Annotated in this window: 27 protein-coding genes; 19 read left to right on the top strand and 8 right to left on the bottom strand. The window is 67.9% G+C overall.

The genetic code is table 11. The features are described 5' to 3' along the window. Window positions 1–63: 63 nt before the first annotated feature. The 7 genes from E0H50_RS36185 to E0H50_RS36155 are packed head-to-tail and all read left to right on the top strand — an operon-like array spanning window position 64 to window position 5,145. A complete protein-coding gene (locus tag E0H50_RS36185) occupies window positions 64–588 on the top strand; it encodes a hypothetical protein (RefSeq protein WP_131295530.1) in 525 nt (174 codons plus the stop codon). After that, the gene (locus E0H50_RS36180; RefSeq protein ID WP_131295529.1) at window positions 585–791 is read left to right on the top strand and encodes a hypothetical protein; all 207 of its coding nucleotides are present in this window, start codon (window positions 585–587) and stop codon (window positions 789–791) included. The genes E0H50_RS36185 and E0H50_RS36180 overlap by 4 nt, the downstream gene beginning before the upstream one ends. Before the next feature lie 4 nt (window positions 792–795). After that, window positions 796–1,704, top strand: coding sequence for an RNA polymerase sigma-70 factor (locus tag E0H50_RS36175; RefSeq protein ID WP_131295528.1), 909 nt, complete (start codon window positions 796–798; stop codon window positions 1,702–1,704). A gap of 17 nt (window positions 1,705–1,721) precedes the next feature. After that, entirely contained in the window at window positions 1,722–2,447 is a 726-nt protein-coding gene (locus tag E0H50_RS36170; protein WP_131295527.1) for an SDR family oxidoreductase, read from the top strand. Then, window positions 2,444–2,833, top strand: coding sequence for a DUF4345 family protein (locus tag E0H50_RS36165; RefSeq protein ID WP_131295526.1), 390 nt, complete (start codon window positions 2,444–2,446; stop codon window positions 2,831–2,833). Before E0H50_RS36170 ends, E0H50_RS36165 begins: the two co-directional genes overlap by 4 nt. Before the next feature lie 34 nt (window positions 2,834–2,867). Beyond that, a complete protein-coding gene (locus tag E0H50_RS36160) occupies window positions 2,868–3,989 on the top strand; it encodes a CaiB/BaiF CoA transferase family protein (RefSeq protein WP_131295525.1) in 1,122 nt (373 codons plus the stop codon). Window positions 3,990–4,002: 13 nt separating this feature from the next. Continuing rightward, a complete protein-coding gene (locus E0H50_RS36155) occupies window positions 4,003–5,145 on the top strand; it encodes an acyl-CoA dehydrogenase family protein (protein WP_131295524.1) in 1,143 nt (380 codons plus the stop codon). 391 nt (window positions 5,146–5,536) lie between these two features. Here the strand turns inward: E0H50_RS36155 and E0H50_RS36150 are convergent, their stop codons facing one another. Together E0H50_RS36150 and E0H50_RS36145 are read right to left on the bottom strand one after the other, a co-directional pair. Then, window positions 5,537–6,265 (bottom strand): GAF and ANTAR domain-containing protein, encoded by a 729-nt coding sequence (locus E0H50_RS36150; RefSeq protein ID WP_131295523.1) that lies wholly within the window; start codon window positions 6,263–6,265, stop codon window positions 5,537–5,539. Beyond that, window positions 6,265–6,921 (bottom strand): GAF and ANTAR domain-containing protein, encoded by a 657-nt coding sequence (locus tag E0H50_RS36145; RefSeq protein ID WP_131295522.1) that lies wholly within the window; start codon window positions 6,919–6,921, stop codon window positions 6,265–6,267. The genes E0H50_RS36150 and E0H50_RS36145 overlap by 1 nt, the downstream gene beginning before the upstream one ends. Window positions 6,922–7,382: 461 nt before the next feature. On the opposite strand from E0H50_RS36145, the gene E0H50_RS36140 reads away from it, so the two are divergent. The 3 genes from E0H50_RS36140 to E0H50_RS36130 are packed head-to-tail and all read left to right on the top strand — an operon-like array spanning window position 7,383 to window position 8,958. Next, window positions 7,383–7,979, top strand: a complete 597-nt coding sequence (locus E0H50_RS36140; protein WP_131295521.1) for a sulfite oxidase-like oxidoreductase — start codon at window positions 7,383–7,385, stop codon at window positions 7,977–7,979. Next, window positions 7,949–8,689 carry a ferredoxin reductase gene (locus E0H50_RS36135; protein WP_131295520.1) on the top strand — a complete coding sequence of 247 codons (741 nt, stop codon included), beginning with the start codon at window positions 7,949–7,951 and terminating at the stop codon, window positions 8,687–8,689. The genes E0H50_RS36140 and E0H50_RS36135 overlap by 31 nt, the downstream gene beginning before the upstream one ends. Beyond that, complete coding sequence (locus E0H50_RS36130; protein ID WP_131295519.1) at window positions 8,686–8,958, top strand: DUF6510 family protein; 273 nt, start codon at window positions 8,686–8,688, stop codon at window positions 8,956–8,958. The genes E0H50_RS36135 and E0H50_RS36130 overlap by 4 nt, the downstream gene beginning before the upstream one ends. Here the strand turns inward: E0H50_RS36130 and E0H50_RS36125 are convergent. After that, on the bottom strand, window positions 8,955–9,665 hold the full coding sequence (locus E0H50_RS36125; RefSeq protein WP_238151595.1) for a MerR family transcriptional regulator: 711 nt from the start codon (window positions 9,663–9,665) through the stop codon (window positions 8,955–8,957). The genes E0H50_RS36130 and E0H50_RS36125 overlap by 4 nt on opposite strands. Window positions 9,666–9,762: 97 nt before the next feature. Between E0H50_RS36125 and E0H50_RS36120 the strand changes: the two genes are divergently transcribed. From E0H50_RS36120 to E0H50_RS36100, 5 genes are all read left to right on the top strand, one after another. Continuing rightward, the gene (locus E0H50_RS36120; RefSeq protein WP_131295517.1) at window positions 9,763–10,983 is read left to right on the top strand and encodes an acetyl-CoA C-acetyltransferase; all 1,221 of its coding nucleotides are present in this window, start codon (window positions 9,763–9,765) and stop codon (window positions 10,981–10,983) included. Further along, window positions 10,980–13,130, top strand: a complete 2,151-nt coding sequence (locus E0H50_RS36115) for a 3-hydroxyacyl-CoA dehydrogenase NAD-binding domain-containing protein (RefSeq protein ID WP_131295516.1) — start codon at window positions 10,980–10,982, stop codon at window positions 13,128–13,130. Before E0H50_RS36120 ends, E0H50_RS36115 begins: the two co-directional genes overlap by 4 nt. A gap of 211 nt (window positions 13,131–13,341) precedes the next feature. Next, window positions 13,342–14,625 carry an ABC transporter substrate-binding protein gene (locus E0H50_RS36110; protein WP_131295515.1) on the top strand — a complete coding sequence of 428 codons (1,284 nt, stop codon included), beginning with the start codon at window positions 13,342–13,344 and terminating at the stop codon, window positions 14,623–14,625. Further along, on the top strand, window positions 14,622–15,578 hold the full coding sequence (locus E0H50_RS36105) for a carbohydrate ABC transporter permease (protein ID WP_131295514.1): 957 nt from the start codon (window positions 14,622–14,624) through the stop codon (window positions 15,576–15,578). Before E0H50_RS36110 ends, E0H50_RS36105 begins: the two co-directional genes overlap by 4 nt. Continuing rightward, on the top strand, window positions 15,578–16,462 hold the full coding sequence (locus E0H50_RS36100; protein ID WP_131295513.1) for a carbohydrate ABC transporter permease: 885 nt from the start codon (window positions 15,578–15,580) through the stop codon (window positions 16,460–16,462). The genes E0H50_RS36105 and E0H50_RS36100 overlap by 1 nt, the downstream gene beginning before the upstream one ends. Window positions 16,463–16,501: 39 nt before the next feature. On the opposite strand, the gene E0H50_RS36095 is transcribed toward E0H50_RS36100, so the two are convergent. Both E0H50_RS36095 and E0H50_RS36090 read right to left on the bottom strand, forming a co-directional pair. Next, complete coding sequence (locus tag E0H50_RS36095) at window positions 16,502–16,867, bottom strand: DMT family transporter (protein ID WP_131295512.1); 366 nt, start codon at window positions 16,865–16,867, stop codon at window positions 16,502–16,504. A gap of 4 nt (window positions 16,868–16,871) precedes the next feature. After that, the gene (locus E0H50_RS36090; RefSeq protein ID WP_131295511.1) at window positions 16,872–17,192 is read right to left on the bottom strand and encodes a DMT family transporter; all 321 of its coding nucleotides are present in this window, start codon (window positions 17,190–17,192) and stop codon (window positions 16,872–16,874) included. Between the two features lie 74 nt (window positions 17,193–17,266). Here E0H50_RS36090 and E0H50_RS36085 point away from each other — a divergent pair, with 74 nt between their 5' ends. Then, on the top strand, window positions 17,267–17,623 hold the full coding sequence (locus tag E0H50_RS36085; protein ID WP_131295510.1) for a MerR family transcriptional regulator: 357 nt from the start codon (window positions 17,267–17,269) through the stop codon (window positions 17,621–17,623). On the opposite strand, the gene def is transcribed toward E0H50_RS36085, so the two are convergent. Next, the gene (def, locus tag E0H50_RS36080) at window positions 17,601–18,194 is read right to left on the bottom strand and encodes a peptide deformylase (RefSeq protein WP_131295509.1); all 594 of its coding nucleotides are present in this window, start codon (window positions 18,192–18,194) and stop codon (window positions 17,601–17,603) included. The two genes, E0H50_RS36085 and def, sit on opposite strands and share 23 nt — an antisense overlap. A 58-nt stretch (window positions 18,195–18,252) precedes the next feature. Here def and E0H50_RS36075 point away from each other — a divergent pair, with 58 nt between their 5' ends. Together E0H50_RS36075 and E0H50_RS36070 are read left to right on the top strand one after the other, a co-directional pair. Continuing rightward, a complete protein-coding gene (locus E0H50_RS36075) occupies window positions 18,253–18,723 on the top strand; it encodes a winged helix-turn-helix domain-containing protein (RefSeq protein WP_165547423.1) in 471 nt (156 codons plus the stop codon). Between the two features lie 142 nt (window positions 18,724–18,865). Next, complete coding sequence (locus E0H50_RS36070) at window positions 18,866–19,456, top strand: winged helix DNA-binding domain-containing protein (protein WP_131295507.1); 591 nt, start codon at window positions 18,866–18,868, stop codon at window positions 19,454–19,456. Here E0H50_RS36070 and E0H50_RS36065 read toward each other — a convergent pair. Continuing rightward, window positions 19,415–20,269, bottom strand: coding sequence for a nucleotidyltransferase domain-containing protein (locus E0H50_RS36065; RefSeq protein WP_131295506.1), 855 nt, complete (start codon window positions 20,267–20,269; stop codon window positions 19,415–19,417). The genes E0H50_RS36070 and E0H50_RS36065 overlap by 42 nt on opposite strands. A gap of 39 nt (window positions 20,270–20,308) precedes the next feature. Here E0H50_RS36065 and E0H50_RS36060 point away from each other — a divergent pair, with 39 nt between their 5' ends. Next, window positions 20,309–20,686 carry a YchJ family protein gene (locus tag E0H50_RS36060; RefSeq protein ID WP_202868488.1) on the top strand — a complete coding sequence of 126 codons (378 nt, stop codon included), beginning with the start codon at window positions 20,309–20,311 and terminating at the stop codon, window positions 20,684–20,686. Window positions 20,687–20,689: 3 nt separating this feature from the next. On the opposite strand, the gene E0H50_RS36055 is transcribed toward E0H50_RS36060, so the two are convergent. Beyond that, window positions 20,690–21,220 (bottom strand): YbhB/YbcL family Raf kinase inhibitor-like protein, encoded by a 531-nt coding sequence (locus E0H50_RS36055; RefSeq protein WP_131295504.1) that lies wholly within the window; start codon window positions 21,218–21,220, stop codon window positions 20,690–20,692.

Raw genomic sequence — 21,220 nt, 5'->3', positions numbered from 1 at the left:
TGAACACCGAGCGCGCCCCTGCCCCTGGCGACGATCGGTCGCTGCGGGTGGTCCAGGGGGAAAATGAACAGCGCGTCCGATGCCGGCGATACCTTCGTGCGGATCTGGTCGGCTCACGGTGACCAACTGCGCTGGATCGCTGCGACGATTCTGCGCGACGCAGCCGCTGCGCAAACGGTCGTGGTCGACGTGATCACTGCCTACTGTGCGAGACCACCCCGGCCGGACGGCGGGCTGCTCCCGTCACGCCACGAGCTGGCACGCCTGACCTATTTGCACTGCCTGCGTGCCGGAGCCGTCAGCGACCGGATCGACGGCAGGCCGCAGCGCGATCGTTTCGACAGCACTGTCGGGAGCATCGTCATCGTCGGGCTGCGAGTGCTTGCGCAGCATCAGCGGGCCGTGCTTGCGCTGGTCCAGCTCGGAGATCACAGCTGTGACGACGTCGCCGACCTTCTTGGTCTGCCGACCGAGGTCGCGGCCCAGTTGCTCGCCAGCGGGCTGCGGGAAGCAGAGCCTGCTCCCGCTCCCGGACGGGAACCTGGCCCGGGGGTCGTGGAGCTGCTTGCCTTGGTGGCGCACCAATGAACCTCGCGGACATCGTTCGCACTGAGGCCGCTCTGCGGCAGCTCGCCGTGCGGCTCGGCTCGGAGTACGCCGACGCTGCCCCCGGTCACGTCGTCCGGCTCGTGACCAAGGTTGCGCAAGGTCAAGCGAACGCGGGCCACCGCGGCTGGCGGCTCATCGAGCTCACCGAACTCGAGGTCCGTGAGCGACTGCTGACAGACTGAGCGCGTGGAGGACTTCGAACGTCTGCGGGGCCGGTTGTTCGGGATCGCGTACCGGATGACCGGCACGGCGACCGATGCCGAAGAGATTCTGCAGGACGCGTGGCTGCGTTGGCAGGATGCCGACCGGGCGACGGTGCGGAACCCTGATGCCTACCTGGCGAAGGTCGTCACCAACTTGTCGATCAAGCAGCTGACGTCGGCGCGAGCGCGGCGGGAGCTGTACGTCGGCGAGTGGTTGCCGGAGCCGGTGCTGACAGGGCGGTCCGAGTTCGACGCGCTCGAGCCGCTGGAGGTCGTCGCCCAGCGGGATTCGGTGTCGTTCGCGCTGCTACTGCTGCTGGAGGCGCTGACTCCGGCGGAGCGGGCGGCGTACGTCCTGCACGAAGCGTTCGGGTACAGCCATCGCGAGGTGGCGGAGCTGATCGGGACGACGGACGCCAACGCCCGGCAACTACTGTCCCGCGCACGCAAGCGGGTGACTACCGATTCACCGCGCCGGCAGCCGGTCGACCGGGCCGGCTGGCGGGAGTTCGTCGGCCGCTTCCTGGCGGCGGCGCAGTCGGGCGAGATCGAGCAGCTCGAACGCCTGCTGGCCGAGGATGTTGTCTCCACCGCGGACGGCGGCGGCAAGGTGATCGCGGCCCGGAACCCGGTCGTCGGCCGGACCCTGGTGGCGCGGTACCTGATCGGGACGCTGCAGAAGTTCGGCGTGGGTTTCGTCCTGCGGTTCGCGGAGGCGAACGGCGAGCCGGTCCTGGTCGCCGAGAGTCCCGACGGGCTGATGGCGGTGTGCTTCGTGGAGGCCGGGCCGCAGGGCGTCAGCGCTCTCCGGTTCGTGATGAATCCGGAAAAGCTCGCCTTCGCTGCCGCCCAGGTGTCACAAATCGGGAGGCTGTCCGATCTCTCCTGGTGAACCGAAAGGACATCAGGATGACTTCCCTTCTCGTCACCGGTGGGACCGGCCACCTCGGCCGGCCCACCGTGATCGCGTTACGTGCGGCTGGACACGAGGTCAAGGTGCTCAGCCGCCGGGCCGGACCCGACCGTGTGGTCGCCGACCTCACGACCGGCGAAGGGCTGGCAGCCGCGCTCGAAGGTGCCGACGTGGTCGTGCATCTCGCCACCAGTCTCCGCGGCAAGGACGCGCAGCAGACCCGGAACCTGCTCCCCGCCGCGGCGGGGGTGAAGCACCTCGTGGTGATGTCGATCGCCGGGATCGACCGGATCCCGCTCGGGTACTACCGGGCCAAGCTCGAGGTCGAGCGGCTGGTCGAGGAGTCGGGGGTGCCGTACACGATCCAACGCGCCACCCAGTTCCACGCCCTGGTCGATCGCGTCTTCGCCGCCCAGCGGTACCTCCCGGTCGTGATCGCGCCGAAGATGATGATGCAGCCGATCGCCGCCGAGGACGTTGCCGCCCGGCTGACCGAACTGGTCGGCGAGCCCCCGGTGAAGGGGCGGGCCCCGGACATCGGCGGGCCGGAACGCCTGTCGGTGCCGGAGCTGGCCCACCTCTGGAAGCGGGCGAAGGGCTCTCGGCGCCCGATCCTCGGCGCGCGTCTGGGCGGCAAGGTGTTCCGCGCGTTCGCGAACGGCGAGGCGATGGTGGACGGGCCGGCGTACGGGCGGATCACGTTCGCGGAGCACCTCGGATGAGAACCTACGTCCGCGCCGTGCTCGTGATCTTCGCCGCGCTCCAGCTGTTCCTCGGCGCCTGGCTGACGTTCCTGCCGAAGTCCTTCTACGACAACGTGCCGACTGTCGACTGGGATCCGCCGTTCAGCGAGCACGCGTTCCGCGACTTCGGCAGCGCGTCGCTCGGTCTCGCCATCGTGCTGGCCGCCGCGGCGATCCGGCCCGAACGCTACCTCGCGGGCGTCGCCCTGCTCGCGTACGTCGCGTTCGCGCTGCCGCACATGATCTTCCACCTCAGCCATCTGCAGCACGGCGAAGTCGGCTGGTCGATCGTGCTCGGGACGGTCGTGACGCTGATGTTCGTGGTGCCTGCCAGTGCGCTACTAGGAGTTCGCAAGATGACTTGACGACTGTGACAGTAAAACTGTCACAATAGCGCCCATGGGTCCACTGGAGGGCGTGAAGGTGGTCGAGCTGGCCGGGCTCGGTCCGGCGCCGTTCGCGTGCATGATGCTCGCCGAGCTCGGCGCCGAGGTGCTGCGGATCGATCGTCCCGGCGGCGGGATGTCGATGGGCCCGCCTGAGCTCGATCTGGTCAACCGCGGGCGCCGGAGTGCAGCCCTGGACCTGAAGCAGCCGGCCGCGGTCGACGTCGTACGGCGGCTGGTCGCGCAGGCCGACGTACTGGTCGAAGGGTTCCGGCCCGGGGTGGCCGAGCGGCTCGGACTGGGGCCCGCGGACTGTCATGGGATCAATCCGCGGCTGGTGTACGGGCGGATGACCGGGTGGGGACAGGACGGTCCGCTCGCGCAGGCGGCCGGGCACGACATCGACTACCTCGCGGTGTCCGGCGCGCTGCATCTCATCGGGCGCGCCGGCGGGCCGCCGCAGGTGCCGGCGAACCTGCTCGGTGACTTCGCGGGCGGATCGCTGTACCTCGTGATCGGCGTACTCGCGGCGCTGCACGAGGCGCAACGCAGCGGGCAGGGACAGGTCGTGGACGCGGCGATCGTGGACGGCTCGGCGCACCTGACCACGATGCTGCTCGGTGCGCTCGCCGCCGGGTCGTGGCGGCAGGAGCGGGGGACGAACCTGCTCGACACCGGCGCGCCGTTCTACGACGTGTACGAGACCGCGGACGGGAAGCATGTGGCGGTCGGGGCGCTGGAGCCGCAGTTCTACGCCGAGCTGATCGGCAAACTCGGCCTGGACGCGCCGGACCGGAACGACCCGGCGAACTGGCCGGCCCTCCGCAAGCAGCTCGCCGAGACCTTCCGACAGCGGACCCAGGAGGAGTGGACCGAACTCTTCGACGGCTCTGATGCGTGTGTGGCGCCAGTGCTTCCGCTCGCCGGTGACCATCCGCATCTTGTTGCCCGAGGCATCTTTGTGGACCGGGACGGCGTCCGGCAGGCGGCTCCCGCACCGCGCTTCGACCGGACGCCCACCAGCCTGGACCGGCCGCCCGCGAAGCCGGGGGAGCACACCCGGGAAGCCTTGACCGACTGGGGAATCACCGATATCGACGACCTGCTGCAGTCCGGCGCAGCCGTGCAGAACTGAGAGGAACCCGCCTGTGGAACGTCAATTGTTCGACGCCGATCACGACGCCTTCCGGGAGACAGTCCGGTCGTTCTGCGACAAGGAGATCGTCCCGCACCACGACAGCTGGGAGGACGCCGGGATTGTCCCGCGCGAGCTCTGGACCGCGGCCGGCCAGACGGGTCTGCTGGGCTTCATGATGCCGGAGCAGTACGGCGGGGGCGGCGCGCGCGACTTCCGGTTCAACACCGTGCTGATCGAGGAGCTGACCCGGGTCCGCGCGAGCGGGGTCGGCTTCACCATCCACACCGATATCAATTCGGCGTACCTGCTGGACTACGCGACCGAGGAGCAGAAGGCCCGCTGGCTGCCGGCGTTCTGTTCCGGGGAGACGATCACCGCGATCGCGATGACCGAGCCCGGAGCCGGCAGCGACCTGCAGGGGATCCAGACCACCGCGCGGCGCGACGGCGACCACTACGTGCTGAACGGGCAGAAGACGTTCATCTCGAACGGGATTCTCGCCGACCTGGTGATCGTCGTGGCGAAGACAAACCCGGACGCCGGTGCGCAGGGGATCTCGCTGATCGTGGTCGAGCGCGGCATGCCCGGGTTCGAACGCGGCCGGAACCTGGACAAGATCGGCCTGAAGGCACAGGACACCGCGGAGCTGTTCTTCGACGACGTCCGGGTGCCGGTGGACAACCTGCTCGGCGAAGAAGGCAAGGGCTTCGTCTACCTGATGGAGAAGCTGCCGCAGGAGCGGTTGACGATCGCGGTGGTCGCGGCCGCCGCCTGCGAGAACATCCTCGACGACACACTGCGGTACGTGCAGCACCGCAAGGCGTTCGGCCGTCCGATCGGATCGTTCCAGAACAGCCGCTTCGTCCTCGCGGAACTCGCCACCGAGACCCAGATCGCCCGCGTGTTCGTCGACCGCTGCATCCAGGAGCTGAACGCCGGCACCCTGACCGTCGCGGAGGCCGCGATGGCGAAGTGGTGGACCACCGAGCTGCAGAAGAAGGTCGTCGACCGGTGCCTGCAGCTGCACGGCGGCTACGGCTTCATGACCGAGTACCCGATCGCCAAGGCCTACCTGGACACCCGCATCCAGACCATCTACGGCGGCACCACCGAGATCATGAAGGAAATCATCGGAAGAACGATGGGCATCTAGGCCCTGTCTGGTAATCCATCGCCTACTGCGGGGCACTCGGCACGGCACCTCGCCGCACGGGTGCAAAGGCCACGATGCTCCGCATCGAGACCTTCGCCCCCGCGCGCCGATGCACCGCACCGAGCACCTCCTCGCGACGGCGCTGGATTACCAGACAGGACCTAGACGCAGGGGAACCGTCGCTCGGTGCGCACGCGGGTGGCGCCGTTGCGACGGGTCCTGCGCCTGATCACCAGCCAAGGCGGTGCGAGCGACCTTTGCTGGGTATCACCGTGTGTCGTGCCCAACCCCTCCCGTGGCGCGACACACCTGGCGCCGGGGTCTTGGGCATGCCCGAACAGGCACGATCAGCGTAACTCGTCAGGCGGTAGGCCACCACGGCTCGTGACAACTAGGCCCTGTCTGGCGCCCGGGTCAGCGTGAGTCTGGCCTGCACGATGTCGTCGGCGACGTCGGTCAGCCGGCGATTGTTCGCCCGGGCGTACGAACGCATCAACGCGAACGCCTCGTCGACATCGATGTCGAGGCTGTGGCTGAGGAATCCCTTCGCCTGCTCGATCAGGATCCGGCTGTTCAGTGCGTTCTGGAGCTGCTCCGTGACGACCTCCTGCCGGGCCAGCGCACGTTGGTGCACGATGCCGATCGTGGCCGCGTCTGCCAGTGCCTGCCCCAGAGTGATCGTGTCGGCATCAAGTTCCCCGGTGGTCGCGCTGAACAGATTCACTGCCCCGAGGACGGTGTCGCGCAAACGCATCGGCAGCGCCTGCACCGAAAGGTAGCCGCCGCCGACAGCGGCTGCGGCGAAGCGCGGCCAGCGTGCGCGGGCATTCCGCAGGTCCGCGTGCTGCACCGGGTGGCCGGTGGTGAACGCCTCGAAGCACGGGCCCTGGCGGGTCTGCAACTGGGTCAGCTCGACCAGCCGCGCCTGTTCGGTGGAGGCCGCGACCAGGTTCAGCGCGCCGTGATGATCGGCGAGCAGGATGCCGCAGGCCGATACCCCCAGAAGCTCGCTGCAGTGGGCGGCGAGCCGGTCCAAGAACTCGATGACATCGAAGTCGTCGACGAGCGTGTCCGACAGTTCGATGAACACCTCGCGCACTCTACGGTCGGATGCACTCATCAGTCCTCCTCCTGTTCCTTCTCGTCCTGTTCGGGGTCTGTCGGGTCTGGCCGGTGCGGTGGATGACCGCCGGTGGCGAGGTCACCGTCCAGGTGCAGACGACCGGCCATCACGTCGACGGCGACCTTGTACAACGACAGTCCACTGCCGTACGCGTGGGCGCGCAGCCGCAACAGCGCGTCGGTGACGCTGATGCGCTGTTGGGAGGCGAGTCTGCCCGCGGCCTGGTGGACCTCGGCCCGGCGAGCCGTGAAGGCCGCCTCGATCACCTCGTCCAGATCCGTGCTGATGCCCTGACGACCGTCCAGGGCGAGCACGAAGAGCGCATCGGCGTACGTCAGCGCATCCTCCAGTTGCTCGACCTGCAGCGATCCCGGCTCCCGCCGGTAAACGGTCAGCACGCCGACCTTCGCGGCTCCGGCGGAGACCGGGAACGCGAAGACGCCGCGGATGCCCCGGTCACCGGCGCCCGCGGCGAACGCCGGCCACCGCCGGCCGGCTGCGAGCCCGGCAAGGTCCGGCTCGAGCACCGGCGCGTTGATGGCGGCCGCGTCACCGCTCGGCCCCTCACCGAGCTCGAACTGCAACTCGTCCAGCTCACCAATCTCCGAGGCGGTGGCCAGCACCGGCTCCAGCAGCCCGCCGTCGCGTGTCATCGCGAGCCCGGCGCCTGCCGCGGAGAGTGCCTGTGCGCAGGCTGCCACGGCGTGTGCCAACGAAGGAGCCCCGCCGTTCGAAACGGCTCGGATTGCCCCCCACACCCTCGCGCTGCGGTCGTGATCCACCCAATCCGTCCAGACTCGAACCGCCATCGGGCGGATGGCCCACCCTAGCGGCCGGAGCATCGAAATGTTGTTCATAGCGCGCGCGTCACCGACAGACTCTTCGCGGCCGCGCCATGTGGTCCCCAGCTCCACCGGTCCAGCCGCCTAGGAGCGACCGGTACCCGATGTCGCGATGCTCATTCCGCCGTCCTTCCCCGGGCATACCGCGGTGCGCGAACCGTGGTCCGGGGCCGGCGCTCTCGCGATCCATTCTAGTCCTGGTTGTGCCGCGCGGCTCTCCCAGTGGGCAAGTCGTCGTGATTGACTTCGTCCAGGAGCCGAGGGAGGTCGTCATGGGGATCGTGTCGTCAGGATTCACGGGCCGGCGCGGGGGTGGGAAGGATCTGCCGCCCGGGCAGTACCTGACGCACGAGTTTCCGGTGCTGTCGGCCGGACCGACGCCGCACATCCTGACTGACCACTGGGAGTTCACGGTCACCACGGAGAGCGGCGAGAAGTACAAGTGGGACTGGGCGGCGCTGATGGCGTTGCCGTCCGAGGAGATCACCAAGGACATCCATTGTGTGACCCGGTGGTCCAAACTGCAGACGACGTGGAAGGGCGTCTCGCTCGACACACTGCTCGCGGACGTCGAGACCGGGGCAGACTTCGCGATGGCGCACAGCTACGGCGGTTACACCACGAACGTGCCGCTCGACGACCTCCTGGACGGGCAGTCCTGGATCGCCTACGAGTACGACGGTGAGCCGCTCGACCCGGAGCACGGCGGACCGGCCCGGCTGCTCGTCCCGCACCTGTACTTCTGGAAGAGCGCCAAATGGGTCCGGGGCCTGGTGCTGTCCGACACCGAGGACCTCGGCTTCTGGGAGACCGCCGGCTATCACGAGTACGGAGACCCATGGAAAGAACAGCGATACGCCGGCGACTGATGTGGCAGGTCGCCACGGTGGCCGACGTACGGCGGGAGACCGAGACGGCTCGCACGATCGTGCTCGACGTACCGGACTGGCCGGGGCATCTCGCGGGGCAGCATCTCGACGTACGGCTGACCGCCGAGGACGGGTACCGGGCGTCGCGGTCCTACTCGATCGCGTCCGCGTGGTCGGTGTCGTCTTCGAACACGATCGAGCTCACCGTCGAGCAGGTGCCGGGCGGTGAGGTGTCGCCGTACCTCGTCGAGGTGCTGAAGGCCGGGGATCCGCTGGAGATCCGCGGGCCGGTCGGCGGGTGGTTCGTGTGGAAGCCCGAGCAGGAAGGGCCGGTGCAGCTGATCGGCGGGGGATCGGGGGTCGTGCCGTTGCGGGCGATGCTGCGCGCGCACGCCGATGCCGGTACGACGCCGGTTCGGCTGCTGTACTCCGTGCGGCGGCCGGAGTCGGTGATCTACGTCAGCGATCTGAAGGACCTGGCCGCGTCGGACGATGTCGACGTACGGCTCGTGTACACGCGGGAGGCCCCGGCCGGGGAGCCGCGGGTCGGGCGGATCGACGCGGACCTGATCGAGCAGTACGTGTTCAAGCCCGAGGACGGCGCGACGACGTACGTGTGCGGACCGACGCCGTTCGTGGAGACGGTGGCGGACCTGCTGGTCGCGGCCGGCCACGACCCGGCCCGTGTCAGAACGGAGCGTTTCGGATGACTCAAGCCAACTACCTCGACGGCAATGCGGCGGCAGGCGCGTTGAGCGAGTTCTTCGCCGTCGACATCACCGCCGCGGTCGGGCAGTGCAACGGCTGCGGCCGGACCGGCGTGTTCGCGGAGGCCCGTCTGTACGTCGACGCGCCCGGTCTCGTCGCCCGCTGCGCCGGGTGCGACGGCGTGCTGCTGCGCGTCGTCACCACCACGAATGACACGTACCTGGACCTCCGCGGGCTCACCTACCTCCGCATCTCCAACTCCCCGGGCTAGCGGGGTTTGTGCTGGGTCCGGCGGATGGTGTCGCGCTGAGTTTCGCCCACGGCTCGTTCGTACGCCAGCACCAGACCTTGGATGGTGACGGGCTTGAAGCGCTCGACCAGTTGCTGGATGTGTTCCGGAGGGCCGCCCGAGTCGCGGTAGTGCGGCCAGACCTTGGTGCGGAAGACCTCGGTCAGTTCCTCCGCGATCGCGCGGCCGTGCTCGGTGAAGATCCGGCCGGCGTCCAGGACCGCCTCGACCGGGAGGTCCAGGTCGAGCAGTTCGACGCCGAGACTCAGATGCGCGGTCGCGACCTGGAACACGTCCTCGTCCGGCGTCGGCTCGACCACCCCGAGCGCCACCAGCATCTCGATGTCGTCGTCGCTCAGCTCCCGGCCGGTACGCCGTACCAGCGCTGCTCGATCGAGTGTTTCCGGGAGATCGCGCATCCACGGCGTCAGCAGGGTCCGGTGCAGCGCGATGTCCTGCGGTGTCGCGTCGGTGGGGATCCGGTCGAGGTACCCCTCGATCGCCTGCAGGGTGAACCCGTGCGCCTGCAGTTCCCGCACCAGATCGAGGCGCGCGATGTGCTCCGGCCCGTAGTACCCGACCCGGCCACGCCGGATCGGCGGCGGAATCAGCCCTCGCCCCGCATAGAACCGCAACGTGCGCACCGTCATCCCGACCCGGGTCGACAGTTCGTCAACTGTCAGGGTCACGCCTCTCAGTGATTCTGCCCCCGCCACTTCCGACATGGCGGAGATCATAACGAGTCACCCTGGCCATCGTGACAGCACTACTGTCACAATCGGCCGTATGACCAGCGAAGCCTTTCTGTACGACGCGATTCGGACACCGCGCGGCAAGGGCAAGCCCACCGGTGCACTGCACGAGGTCAAGCCGATCCAGCTGATCACCGGACTGCTCCAGGAACTGCGCACCCGGCATCCCGCTCTGGATCCGGCCGCGATCGACGACGTGGTGCTCGGCGTGGTGACGCCGATCGGCGACCAGGGCATGGACATCGCGCGGACCGCCGTACTGATGGCCGGTTACCCCGACACGACCGGTGGGGTGCAGCTGAACCGCTTCTGCGCGTCGGGTCTCGAGGCCGTCAACCAGGCGGCGCAGCGGGTGCGGTCCGGGTGGGAGGACTTCATCCTGGCCGGCGGTGTCGAGTCGATGTCGCGGGTGAAGATGGGCTCCGACGGCGGCGCCTGGGCGATGGACCCGGAAACCGCTCTCGAGACGGGCTTCATCCCGCAGGGCATCAGCGCTGACCTGATCGCGACGCTCGACGGCTTCTCCCGCACCGACGTCGACGCGTACGCCGCCGAGTCGCACGCGCGTGCCGCGAAAGCCTGGGCCAACGGGTACTTCGCGCGGTCCGTCGTACCGGTCGTGGATCGGAACGGGCTGCGGATCCTGGACCACGACCAGCTCGTCCGGCCCGGGACGTCGGTCGAGACGCTGGCCGGGCTGCCGTTGTCGTTCACGGCGATCGGGGAGCACGGCGGGTTCGACTCGGTCGCGCTGGAGAAGTACCTGACCGTCGAGCGGATCTCGCACGTGCACCATGCGGGCAACTCGTCCGGCATCGTCGACGGCGCCGCTCTGGTTGCTGTCGGCAACGAGAAGGCGGGCGAGGCGCTCGGTCAGGCGCCGCGCGGGCGGGTGGTGTCCGTCGGCGTCAGCGGCGCGGATCCGACGATCATGCTGACCGGTCCGGCGCCGGCCGCCCGCAAGGCGCTGGCCCGTGCCGGTCTGGACGCGTCGGACATCGATCTGTTCGAGATGAACGAGGCGTTCGCGGCCGCGGTGATGCACTTCATGAAGGATCTCGGCGTACCGCACGAGAAGGTGAACGTGAACGGCGGCGCGATCGCCCTCGGGCATCCGCTCGGCGCCACCGGCGCGATGCTGATCGGAACCCTGCTGGACGAGCTGGAGCGACGCGAGCTCCGCTACGGACTGGCCACCCTGTGCGTCGGCGGCGGGATGGGCGTCGCGACGATCATCGAAAGGCTTGCCGCATGATCGAGTGGAAGAACGACGCCGGGGTTGTGACGCTGACGCTCAACGATCCTTCGGCGTCCGCCAACACGATGAACGACGTCTATGTCGAGTCGATGGGCCGCACGGTCGACCGCCTGGTGGCTGAAAAGGCGCTGCTCAAGGGCGTGATCGTCACCTCCGCGAAGTCCACGTTCTTCGCCGGTGGCAACCTGCAGATGCTCTCGCAGATCCAGCCGTCGGACGCCGCGCAGGTGTTCTCGACGATCGAGGAGGTGAAGCGGCAGCTCCGGGTCGTGGAGACGCTGGGCGTACCGGTCGTTGCCGCGATCAACGGATCGGCGCTCGGCGGCGGGCTGGAGATCGCGCTCGCCTGCCACCACCGGATCGTTGCCGACGACAACCGGATCGAGCTCGGCGTCCCCGAGGTGACGCTCGGTCTGCTCCCCGGCGGCGGGGGAGTGACCCGCACGGTCCGGATGCTCGGACTCCAGGACGCGCTGATGAAGGTGCTGCTGCAGGGGCAGCGGATGAAGCCCGCGCACGCGCTGTCGGTCGGGATCGTCGACGACGTCGTACCGGCGGACTCCCTGCTCGACGCGGCGCGCCGGTGGATCTCGACGTACGACGGTGACGCCAAGCAGCCGTGGGACCGGGACGGGTACAAGATCCCGAGCGGTACGCCGTCCTCGCCGAAGCTGGCCGCCTTCCTGCCCGCGTTCCCGGCGAACCTGCGCAAGCAACTCAAGGGCGCGCCGTACCCGGCACCGCGGGCGATCATGAGCGCCGCGGTCGAGGGCAGTCAGGTCGACTTCGAGACCGCCTCGCGGATCGAGTCGCGGTACTTCGTGTCGCTGGCGACCGGGCAGATCGCGAAGAACATGATCCAGGCGTTCTTCTTCGACCTGCAATCGATCAACGCCGGCGGGTCGCGGCCCTCCGGCGTACCGAAGTACTCCGCCCGGAAGGTCGGGGTGCTCGGGGCCGGGATGATGGGCGCCGGGATCGCGTACGTGTGCGCGAAGGCCGGGATGTCCGTGGTGCTCAAAGATGTTTCGTTGGAGGCGGCCGCGCGCGGAAAGGAATATTCCGAGAAGCTGCTGGCGAAACAGGTCGCCAAGGGACGTCTCGGCGCGCCCGAGGTCGAGGAGTTTCTGAGCCGGATCACGCCGACCGGGGACCCGAACGACCTGGCTGGGTGCGACCTGGTGATCGAGGCCGTCTTCGAGGACGGCGGCCTCAAGCAGAAGGTGTTCGCGGAGATCGCCGACGTGGTCGAGCCGGACGCGCTGCTCTGCTCGAACACCTCGACGCTGCCGATCACCACGCTCGCCGACGGCATCGACCGGCCGGACGCCAACATAATCCAACGCTTCATCGGGATGCACTTCTTCTCGCCGGTCGACCGGATGCCGCTGGTCGAGCTGATCGTGGGTTCGAAGACGTCCGACGCGACGATTGCTCGCGCGTACGACGTCGTACGGCAGATCAAGAAGACGCCGATCGTGGTCAACGACAGTCGCGGGTTCTTCACCTCGCGGGTGTTCGGCACGCTCGTGATGGAAGGCGCCGCGATGGTCGCCGAGGGTGTCGACCCGGTGATGATCGAGCGCGCCGCGACCCAGGCCGGGTTCCCGGCGCCGCCGCTGGCGATGCTGGACGAGGTCACGCTCACGCTGCCGCAGAAGATCCGCGACGCGGCGCGCGCGGCAGGTGACAGTGCGGGAGCGTTCGACGACCACCCCGGGATGGCGGTGACCGACCGGCTCGTCAACGAGTTCGGCCGGCGCGGCAAGGCGGCCGGTGCGGGGTTCTACGACTACCCGGCCGACGGCCCGAAGAAGTTGTGGCCCGGGCTGCGGGAGCATTTCACCGCTGTCGCTGAGATTCCGCTGAGGGACCTGCAGGAGCGGATGCTGTTCGCGATGTCTTTGGAGACGGTGAAGTGTCTGGACGAGGGCGTGTTGCGCTCGGTACCGGACGCCAACATCGGCTCGATCTTCGGCATCGGTTTCCCGCCGCTGCACGGTGGCGCGTTGCAGTACGTGAACGCGTACGGACTCCCGGCTTTCGTCGCGCGGTCGCGCGAGTTGGCCGCTGTCTACGGTGGACGCTTCGAACCGCCGGAACCGCTGGTTCGCAGGTCGGCTGCTGGTCAGATGTTTACGTGATCACGGCCTGACAACATTCCACACTTTCGAACAAAGAAGGTCGCATTCCGGTCTTGCGCACGGCGCACTTTTGAGTCATCGTGCTAGGCACTTCTACAACGATTGACCTGTAGTACCGTGTGCCAACATCAGAGATGCTTAACACAGTTAAGTAACTCGGAACCGTGCGTCGTACCCCTGCGGCGTTCCCTCTCGCGGGAAGGTGGAATTCATGCCTGCTCATGTTCCGAACGCCGGTCTGACCCGGCGCGATCTGCTCAAGCGGACCGGAGGACTGGCCGCCCTCGCGGCCTTCACCGCGGCCTGTGGCGGCAATACCGGCCGACCGTCCTCCGGTGGCGGAGGCGGCGGTACGAAGGTCAACCTGTCGCAGTGGTACCACCAGTACGGCGAGACCGGGACCCAGCAGGCGGCGCTGAAGTACGCCAAGGCCTACACCGACGCGAACGTCGCCGTGCAGTGGACTCCGGGCGACTACGGCGCCAAGCTCTCCTCCGGACTGCTGTCCAGCAAGGGCCCGGACGTGTTCGAGAGCCAGTTCAACATCGGCATGGTGAAGAGCAACCAGGTCGTGGCGCTCGACGACATCATCGCCGACGTCAAGGACGACTTCCTGCCCGGTGACCTCGCCACGAACACCATCGACGGCAAGATCTACGGCATCCGGATGATCATCGATCCGCAGGTCATCTACTACCGCAAGTCGATGCTCGACAAGGCCGGCATCAAACCGCCGGAGACCGTCGACGACCTGATCGCGGCGTCCAAGGAACTCACCACGAACAAGGTCAAGGGCATGTTCGTCGGCAACGACGGCGGCAACGGCATGGGCGGACCGGCGCTCTGGTCGTCCGGCGGGAGCTACCTGACCGAGGACAACAAGCCCGGCTTCACCGGCGACCGGGCGGCGAAGGCGTTCGGCAAGCTGCACGAGCTCTACGCGAGCAAGAGCATCCTGCTCGGCGCGCCCACGGACTGGTGGGATCCGACCGCGATCAACCAGGGCCTGGTGGCGATGCAGTGGATCGGCATGTGGGCGGTGCCGGGCATGCAGAAGGTGCTGGGAGACGACATCGGCGTGATCCCGTTCCCGAAGCTCGACGCGGAGGGCAAGCCGGCCGTGTACTCCGGCGGGTGGACGCAGTTCGTGTCCGCCAAGAGCGCCAACGTCGACGCGGCGAAGAAGTTCGTCAAGTGGCTGTGGATCGACAAGTCGGAGTACCAGGAGGACTGGTCGCTCAACTACGGCTTCCACATCCCGCCGCGCAAGAGCCTGGCAGCCAAGGCGTCGAAGCTGCAGAGCGGCGTCGCGGCCGACACGGTCAAGCTGAACGAGGACTACGGACACACCGACAACCCGGCGTGGACGCCGAAGATGGGTACGGCGTTCACCGATCTGCTCACCAACTGCATCAAGAAGGGAGCAGACCCAGCTGCCGAGATCGCCAAGGCCGAGAAGACCGTCAACGCCGAGCTGTCGCGGTTGTTCGGATGAGCGCTCCGGCCAAGACGTCCGCGGTCCCCGCTACAGCTGGTGAGCGGCGGGGTTCGCGGCGTCGGAAGGGGATCGCCGGGAACGCGCTGTGGTTCTGGATCTTCGTCGGGCCGTTCGTGATCGGGCTGCTGATCTTCTCCTACCTGCCGATCATCTGGAGCCTGGTCCTCAGCTTCTTCGAGGCGTACAACACCGCGACACCGTCGAAGTTCGTCGGGTTGCACAACTACGTCGACATGCTCACCGACCACAACTTCCTGTCCAGCCTGGGCACGTTCACGATCTTCGCGGTGTTCATCGTGCCGCTGACGTTCGTGCTCGCGCTCGCGCTGGCGTTGCTGGTCAACCAGGTGAAGATCGCGCGGGCGTTCTTCCGGTCGGTCTTCTTCCTGCCGACCGCGTGCTCGTACGTCGTCGCGTCGCTGATCTGGAAGCTGTCGATCTTCAACGGCGTCCGGTTCGGGCTCGCGAACACCGTGCTCGGCTGGTTCGGGATCGAGAACATCGCCTGGCTGTCGACCGTGGACCCGCCCTGGTACTGGATCCCGCTGGTGACGGTACGGCTGTGGCTGCAGCTCGGGTTCTACATGATCCTGTTCATCGCGGGGCTGCAGCGGATCTCGCCGACGCTGTACGAGGCGGCGTACGTCGACGGGGCCAAACCCGGGTGGCAGGTGTTCCGGTACATCACGTTGCCGCAGTTGCGGGCGACGTCGGTCGCCGTACTGATCCTGAACCTGATCGCGGCGTACCAGGCGTTCGACGAGTTCTACAACCTGGTCGGCAACGTCAACTACGCGCGGCCGCCGCTGGTCTACCTGTACGGCATCTCGCTCGGCTCGATCCAGGACCTCGGTCACGGCTCGGCCGGCGCGCTGATCCTCGCGGTGATCATCATGCTCGTGACGCTGCTGCAGAACCGGATCTTCGGCTTCGGAAAGGCGGGCGACTGATGGCGGTCTCCGAACGTACGACGGGAACTCCGCAGCCGATCGGGTTCAGCCGGAGCACGTGGGGCCGGGTCGGCCTGGTGCTGCGCTGGATCGCGCTGTTCGTCGCGGTGGTGCTGTTCCTGATCCCGTTCTACCTGATCCTGCGCAACGCGTTGTCCACCGAACAGGACATCACCGCGCCGGACTGGACGTTGTTCCCCTCGCATCTGCAGTGGAGCAACATCAGTGAGCTGTTCAACGACACCACGGTGCCGATGGCCCGGGCGATGTACAACTCCGCTGTGGTCGCGATCCTGGGCACGGCGGGACAGTTGCTGCTGGCATCGATGGCGGGGTACGGGCTGGCCCGTATCCCGTATCGGCACGCGGACAAGGTCTTCTACGCGATCGTGGCGACGCTGATGATTCCGGGGGCGGTGACGTTCATCCCGTCGTTCATCGTGGTGTCGTCGCTCGGGTGGGTGTCCTCACTGCGGGGCCTGATCATCCCGACCTTGTTCAGCGGGTTCGCGGCATTCCTTTTCCGGCAGTATTTCCTCGGATTTCCGAAGGAGCTGGAGGAGGCGGCACGGGTCGACGGCGCCGGGTACTTCGGGGTGTTCTGGCGGATCGTCGTACCGAACTCGCTGCCGTTCTTCGCGGCGCTCGCGGCGATCACGTTCATCGGCAACTGGAACTCGTTCCTGTGGCCACTCGTGATCGGCCAGGACTCGTCCTCGTGGACCATTCAGGTGGCGATGTCGACCTTCATCACCGCCCAAACCATCAACATCCACGAGTTGTTCATGGCGGTCGCCGTCTCGATCCTGCCCCTCGTCCTGATCTTCGCCTTCCTCCAGCGCTACCTGATCCAGGGCGTAACCCAGTCCGGCATCAAGGACTGACCCCAATCCGGCGGGGAGTCCACCAGGCTCCCCGCCATCTCAACTGTCACGTGGGTTTCGTTGGCGGTCGGCGAGTTTCAGGTAGATGACGCCGGTGATGGTGACGGCCAACCAGAAGGTCTTGGTGGGGGTGAGGGTCTCGTCGAAGAAGACCGGACCTAGTAGGGCGGCGCCGGCGGCGCCTAGGCCTGCCCAGGTGGCGTAGCCGATGCTTACCTCGATGGTGCGTAGGGCTTGGCTCAGGGCCCAGAGGGTTAGCAGGAAGAAGACGGCGGCTGCTACGGACCACTGCCAGACGGTGAAGGCGTGGCTGCCTCCGACCGAGAGTGCGTAGCCGACCTCGAAGGCGCCGGCCAGCAGCAGCATGAGCCAGGCAGTGCGGGACGACTGCGGCTTGGTGTTCATGCGATCACGACCCGCTCGAGAGCTGAAGACCGACGACCCCACCGATGACCAGGGCGATGCCGCTGGCCTTGTGCACCGTGAGTTTCTGCCCGAAGAGCAGTGCGCCGAGCAGCGTGATGCCGACTCCGGCGAGTGACGTCCACAGGGCGTACCCGACGCCGACGTCGAAGGTGAGAAGGGCGCGGCTCAGGAAGTACGTGCCGAGCCCGCCGGTGACGAGGGTTGCGGCGGTCCAGCCGCGGTGTTTGAAGCCTTGCGCCTTGCCGGCCGAGATCGCCACGGCGATCTCGAACACGACGGCGATCGCGAGGTAGAGCCAGTGCATGAGGTTCCTTCCAGGGACGGTGCGACCTCCCTAGGGTGGAACTTCACATTGGTGTCAGGTGCAACACTGGACCCATGCGGATCGGAGAACTCGCCGAAGCCACCGGCGTGAGCACACGCTCATTGCGGTACTACGAGGAACAGGACCTCATCCGCTCGAACCGCACCCCGGGCGGCTGGCGGGACTTCGACGAGTCGATGGTCGAACGGGTCGTGATGATCCAGCACCTGTTCGCGGCCGGGCTGGGCAGCGCCGTCATCGGCGAACAGTTACCGTGCCTCGACGCCCCACCCGAGGAACGCACCGGCGTACTGGAGACGCTCCTCGCCCAGGAGGTTCAGCGCCTCGAGGCCAAACGCCGCGAGATCGACCGCGAACTCGACGTACTCCAGGGCCTCCGCCGCGACGTCACCGCGCCCGCCCAGCCATAAGCGTCAGTTGGCGGTTGCTGCGATGGTTCAGCACGGCCGCACGCCTGTCGGCTGATTCGGCCAGGACCTGCGCTCGGGCGGCGGGGGAGAGGTGGTCGACGTAGACGGTGCCACCGAGGTGCTGCGTCTCGTGGATCAGGCAGCGGGCGAAGTAACCAGTGGACTCGACCGTGAACGGGCGGCCGTCGATGTCGTACGCGCGCAGGATCGCGCGGGCGGGCCGGTCCAGCGGCGCGTTGGCGCCGGGTACGGACAGGCAGCCCTCGGTGCCGTGCTGGGTGCCGACCAGCGCGGGCGCGGTCTCGATCCGCGGGTTGAACGCGTGCCCGACATGCCGGTCGCCGTACTCGTCGGTGAGGTCGTAGACGAAGAGCTGCGCGTCGACGTCGACCTGGTTCGCGGCCAGCCCGCACCCTTCGGCGATCCACATCGTCGCGAACAGGTCGTCGACCAGCTCGCCCCAGCGCGCGGCGCCGTACTCGGTCACGGGCCGGCACGGGCGGTGCAGGATCTCCTCGCCGTACTCCGTGATGCGCCGCGGCGTACCCCGCCGTACCTCGTCCGTCAGCATACAAAGACCGTACTATGCAAAGTCTGGTCTTTGCAAAGGTGGAGATAGGATGCGCGGCATGGAGAGCAGTACGCCGAACCGACGTGACGTCGTCCGCGCGCACCCGCTGCGGGAGGCGCTGCTGACGCTGATTGACCGGGACGGTACGACGACCTCGACGATCGCCGCCCGTGAGCTGGGGGAGAGCACCGGCTCGTGCTCGTTCCATTTGCGCCGGCTGGAGGCGCTCGGCGTGATCGAGCCGGAGCCGGGCGCGGCCGGCCGGGTGAAGCCGTGGCGCCGGGTGCGGACCGACCAGTCGACGCTCAACCGCGAACTGGAGGACACCGCGTACGCGAGCTGGCTGGCCGCGAAGACCTCCGACGACGAAGACTTCGCCTTCAGCGAGGTCGTCACCCTCACGGACGGCGATCTCGCCGAACTCCGCGCCCGCCTCCACCGAGTCCTCCGCGACTTCACCACCACAGAACCGACGAACGGCACCCCCACCGCAGTGATCATCCGGGCCTTCCCGCTCCGCGAGGAGTAATCCCACTGGCGGGTTATGTCACCGCTGGTCCCCTGCAGCCCGCCAGCGGTGGACCTTCCCGCCAGCGGTGCCCTCAGCAACCAACTGGGTGTCCTGACAAATAGGTCAGTCTGTGGCGTGTTTCCTGGTTACGGTCGGTGTCATGCGGATTGTGACCCGGGAGCGGGCCATCGCCTACCGCCTGCACGTGAACCACCTGGTTGAGCGGCTACCGGTCGGGTCGCACGGGGAGGCGGCGTACGTCGGGTTGCAGGACACTGCGCCGCGGGACGCGTTGCTCGGACTGCACGCGCGGATGGTGGGGTGTACGCCGGGCGACTGGGAGCATCCGTCGCTGATCCAGACGTACAGTCCGCGGGCGGCTGTGTACGTGTTGCCGGTGCGGGACTTCGGGGTGATGACGCTGGGCCGGATGCCGCTGGACTCGCGGCGGGTCGACGAACTCGCGGAGCAGGTGTGCGAGACGCTCAACGGGCAGGAGAGGCGCGGCGCCGGGATCCACGGGCTGCGTGAGGCGTGTGCGAGCGGGCGGATCGCGGTGCGGTGGGATACGACGTCGCTGTGGGCGCGTGAGGTGCGGCGACCGGACATCGACGTGGCCGACGCGCGGCGGGAGCTGTGCCGGCGGCATGTTCACCACTTCGGGCCGACGACGCCGAAGGTGTTCGCGTGGTTGTCCGATCCGCGGCTGTCAGTCCAGCGGTTTGCGGTCGCTGCGGAAGGTGGCGCGTAGGGCGGCGACGTCGACCTCGGGTAGGTGCCGTTCGACGAGGTCGAAGGTTTCCTCGACCAGGTCGTGCAGAGTCTGGGCGCCTTCGGGCGCCGGCCGGTCGAAGACCGCACGGAGGCGGGTGGGGAGGGACGGTGGTGCCAGCGGGAGGTCGAGTGCATCGAGGCGCTTGAAGGCCAGCACGTGACCGCTGTACCTGCCGTTGAGGGCGTAGAGGACGGTGAGCAACTGGTTGGTCATGCGCACGAACTCGCGCGCGACGAGCAGCGGGTTGTCGCGCTCGTGGAACATCTGCCAGCGCCAGAACTTCTCGATGTTCCCGTTGTACCGGACGACGGCGAGCGCCAGGTCGCGTGGGTACGTCGCCACGCGCTCCTGCCAGCGCGCGACGAGATCCGCCCGCGGCCCGATCACCTCGCGGCCGTCGATGATCCCTTGCGCCAGCTGCATGACCTGGCCGTCGGGCTTGCCGCTGAGCAACTCGTCCAAGGCATTCTCGACCGTCTGCGTCAACGTGTGGGCGACCTCGACCAGCAGCCCGTCCGGCCGCGGCTCGCCGAGGTACAGGTGGTCGTCCCACGGCGGCCCGTCGACGTTCACCAACCGAACGTCAGCAGCGCCCGCCACCGCGAGACGCTCAGCCTCTGTAGGCGGTCGCTGCCAGAACACGCCGACCTCGACGTCCGACCAGCGATCGGCGTCCCCGCGGGCGGTCGACCCACCCAGCATCACCGCGTCGACGCCGTCAACAGCGGCGTACCAGTCCATCACCGGCCGCACCATGACCCGCCGCCGTCGCGCCGCTTCGGTCACCATCACGGCAGTAGATCACGGCGGATGGGCAACAATCGGGGCATGTCAGTTCCCACCTGCCCCTGCGGACAAGACCTGCCGTACGCCGCCTGCTGCGGCCGCCTGCACCGCGGCGAAGCGACCGCCACGACGGCGGAGCAGCTGATGCGGTCCAGGTACGCCGCCTTCGCGATGCGCGACGCGGCGTACCTGCGCCGGACCTGGTCCCTCACCACTCGCCCCGCCACCATCGACTTCACCCCAGGCCAGAAATGGACCGGCCTGGAAATCGTCGCCACCACCGGCGGCAGCCCCTTCCACACCGAAGGCACCGTCGAATTCCACGCCCACTACACCAAGAACGGCGTACCCGGCACCCAATCCGAAAACAGCACCTTCACCCGCGAAGCCGGCGAATGGGTGTACCTCACCGCGCTCTGAGGACTACTCCGCGATTTGGTAGGTCGGGGTGAGGATGGCTCGGGCGAGGGTGTGGAAGGCCAGGTTGAAGCCGACTACGGCGGGGGTCGCGTCGGCGTCGACGTCCAGGGCTTCGACGTCGATGGCGTGGACGACGAAGTAGTAGCGGTGGATCTGGTCGCCTGCGGGCGGGGCGGCGCCGCCGAAGGACTTGGTGCCGAAGTCGTTGCGGACGTGGAAGGCGCCGTTGTCCAGGCGTTCGGTGGTGCCGGCGCCGGTGGGGAGTTCGGTGACGGTGGCCGGGAGGTTCACCAGGACCCAGTGCCAGAAGCCGGAGACGATCGGGGCGTCCGGGTCGTAGCAGGTCACGACGAAGGCCTTGGTCTCGGCCGGGAACCCGGACCAGCTGAGCTGCGGCGACGTGTTGCCGCCCGCGAACGCGTGGTCGTCGGCCAGCGGCTCGCCGTCGGCGACGTCGGTGCTGGTGACGGTGAACGCACCGACCTCCGGGAGGAGTTCGTACGGGTCCGGTGCGACGGGACGATCGAGCGACAT

The sequence above is a fragment of the Kribbella sindirgiensis genome (assembly GCF_004331435.1).
Classification (GTDB): domain Bacteria; phylum Actinomycetota; class Actinomycetes; order Propionibacteriales; family Kribbellaceae; genus Kribbella; species Kribbella sindirgiensis.
Note: the sequence above shows the minus strand (reverse complement) of the source record. Positions and strands in the feature narration are given on the sequence as shown.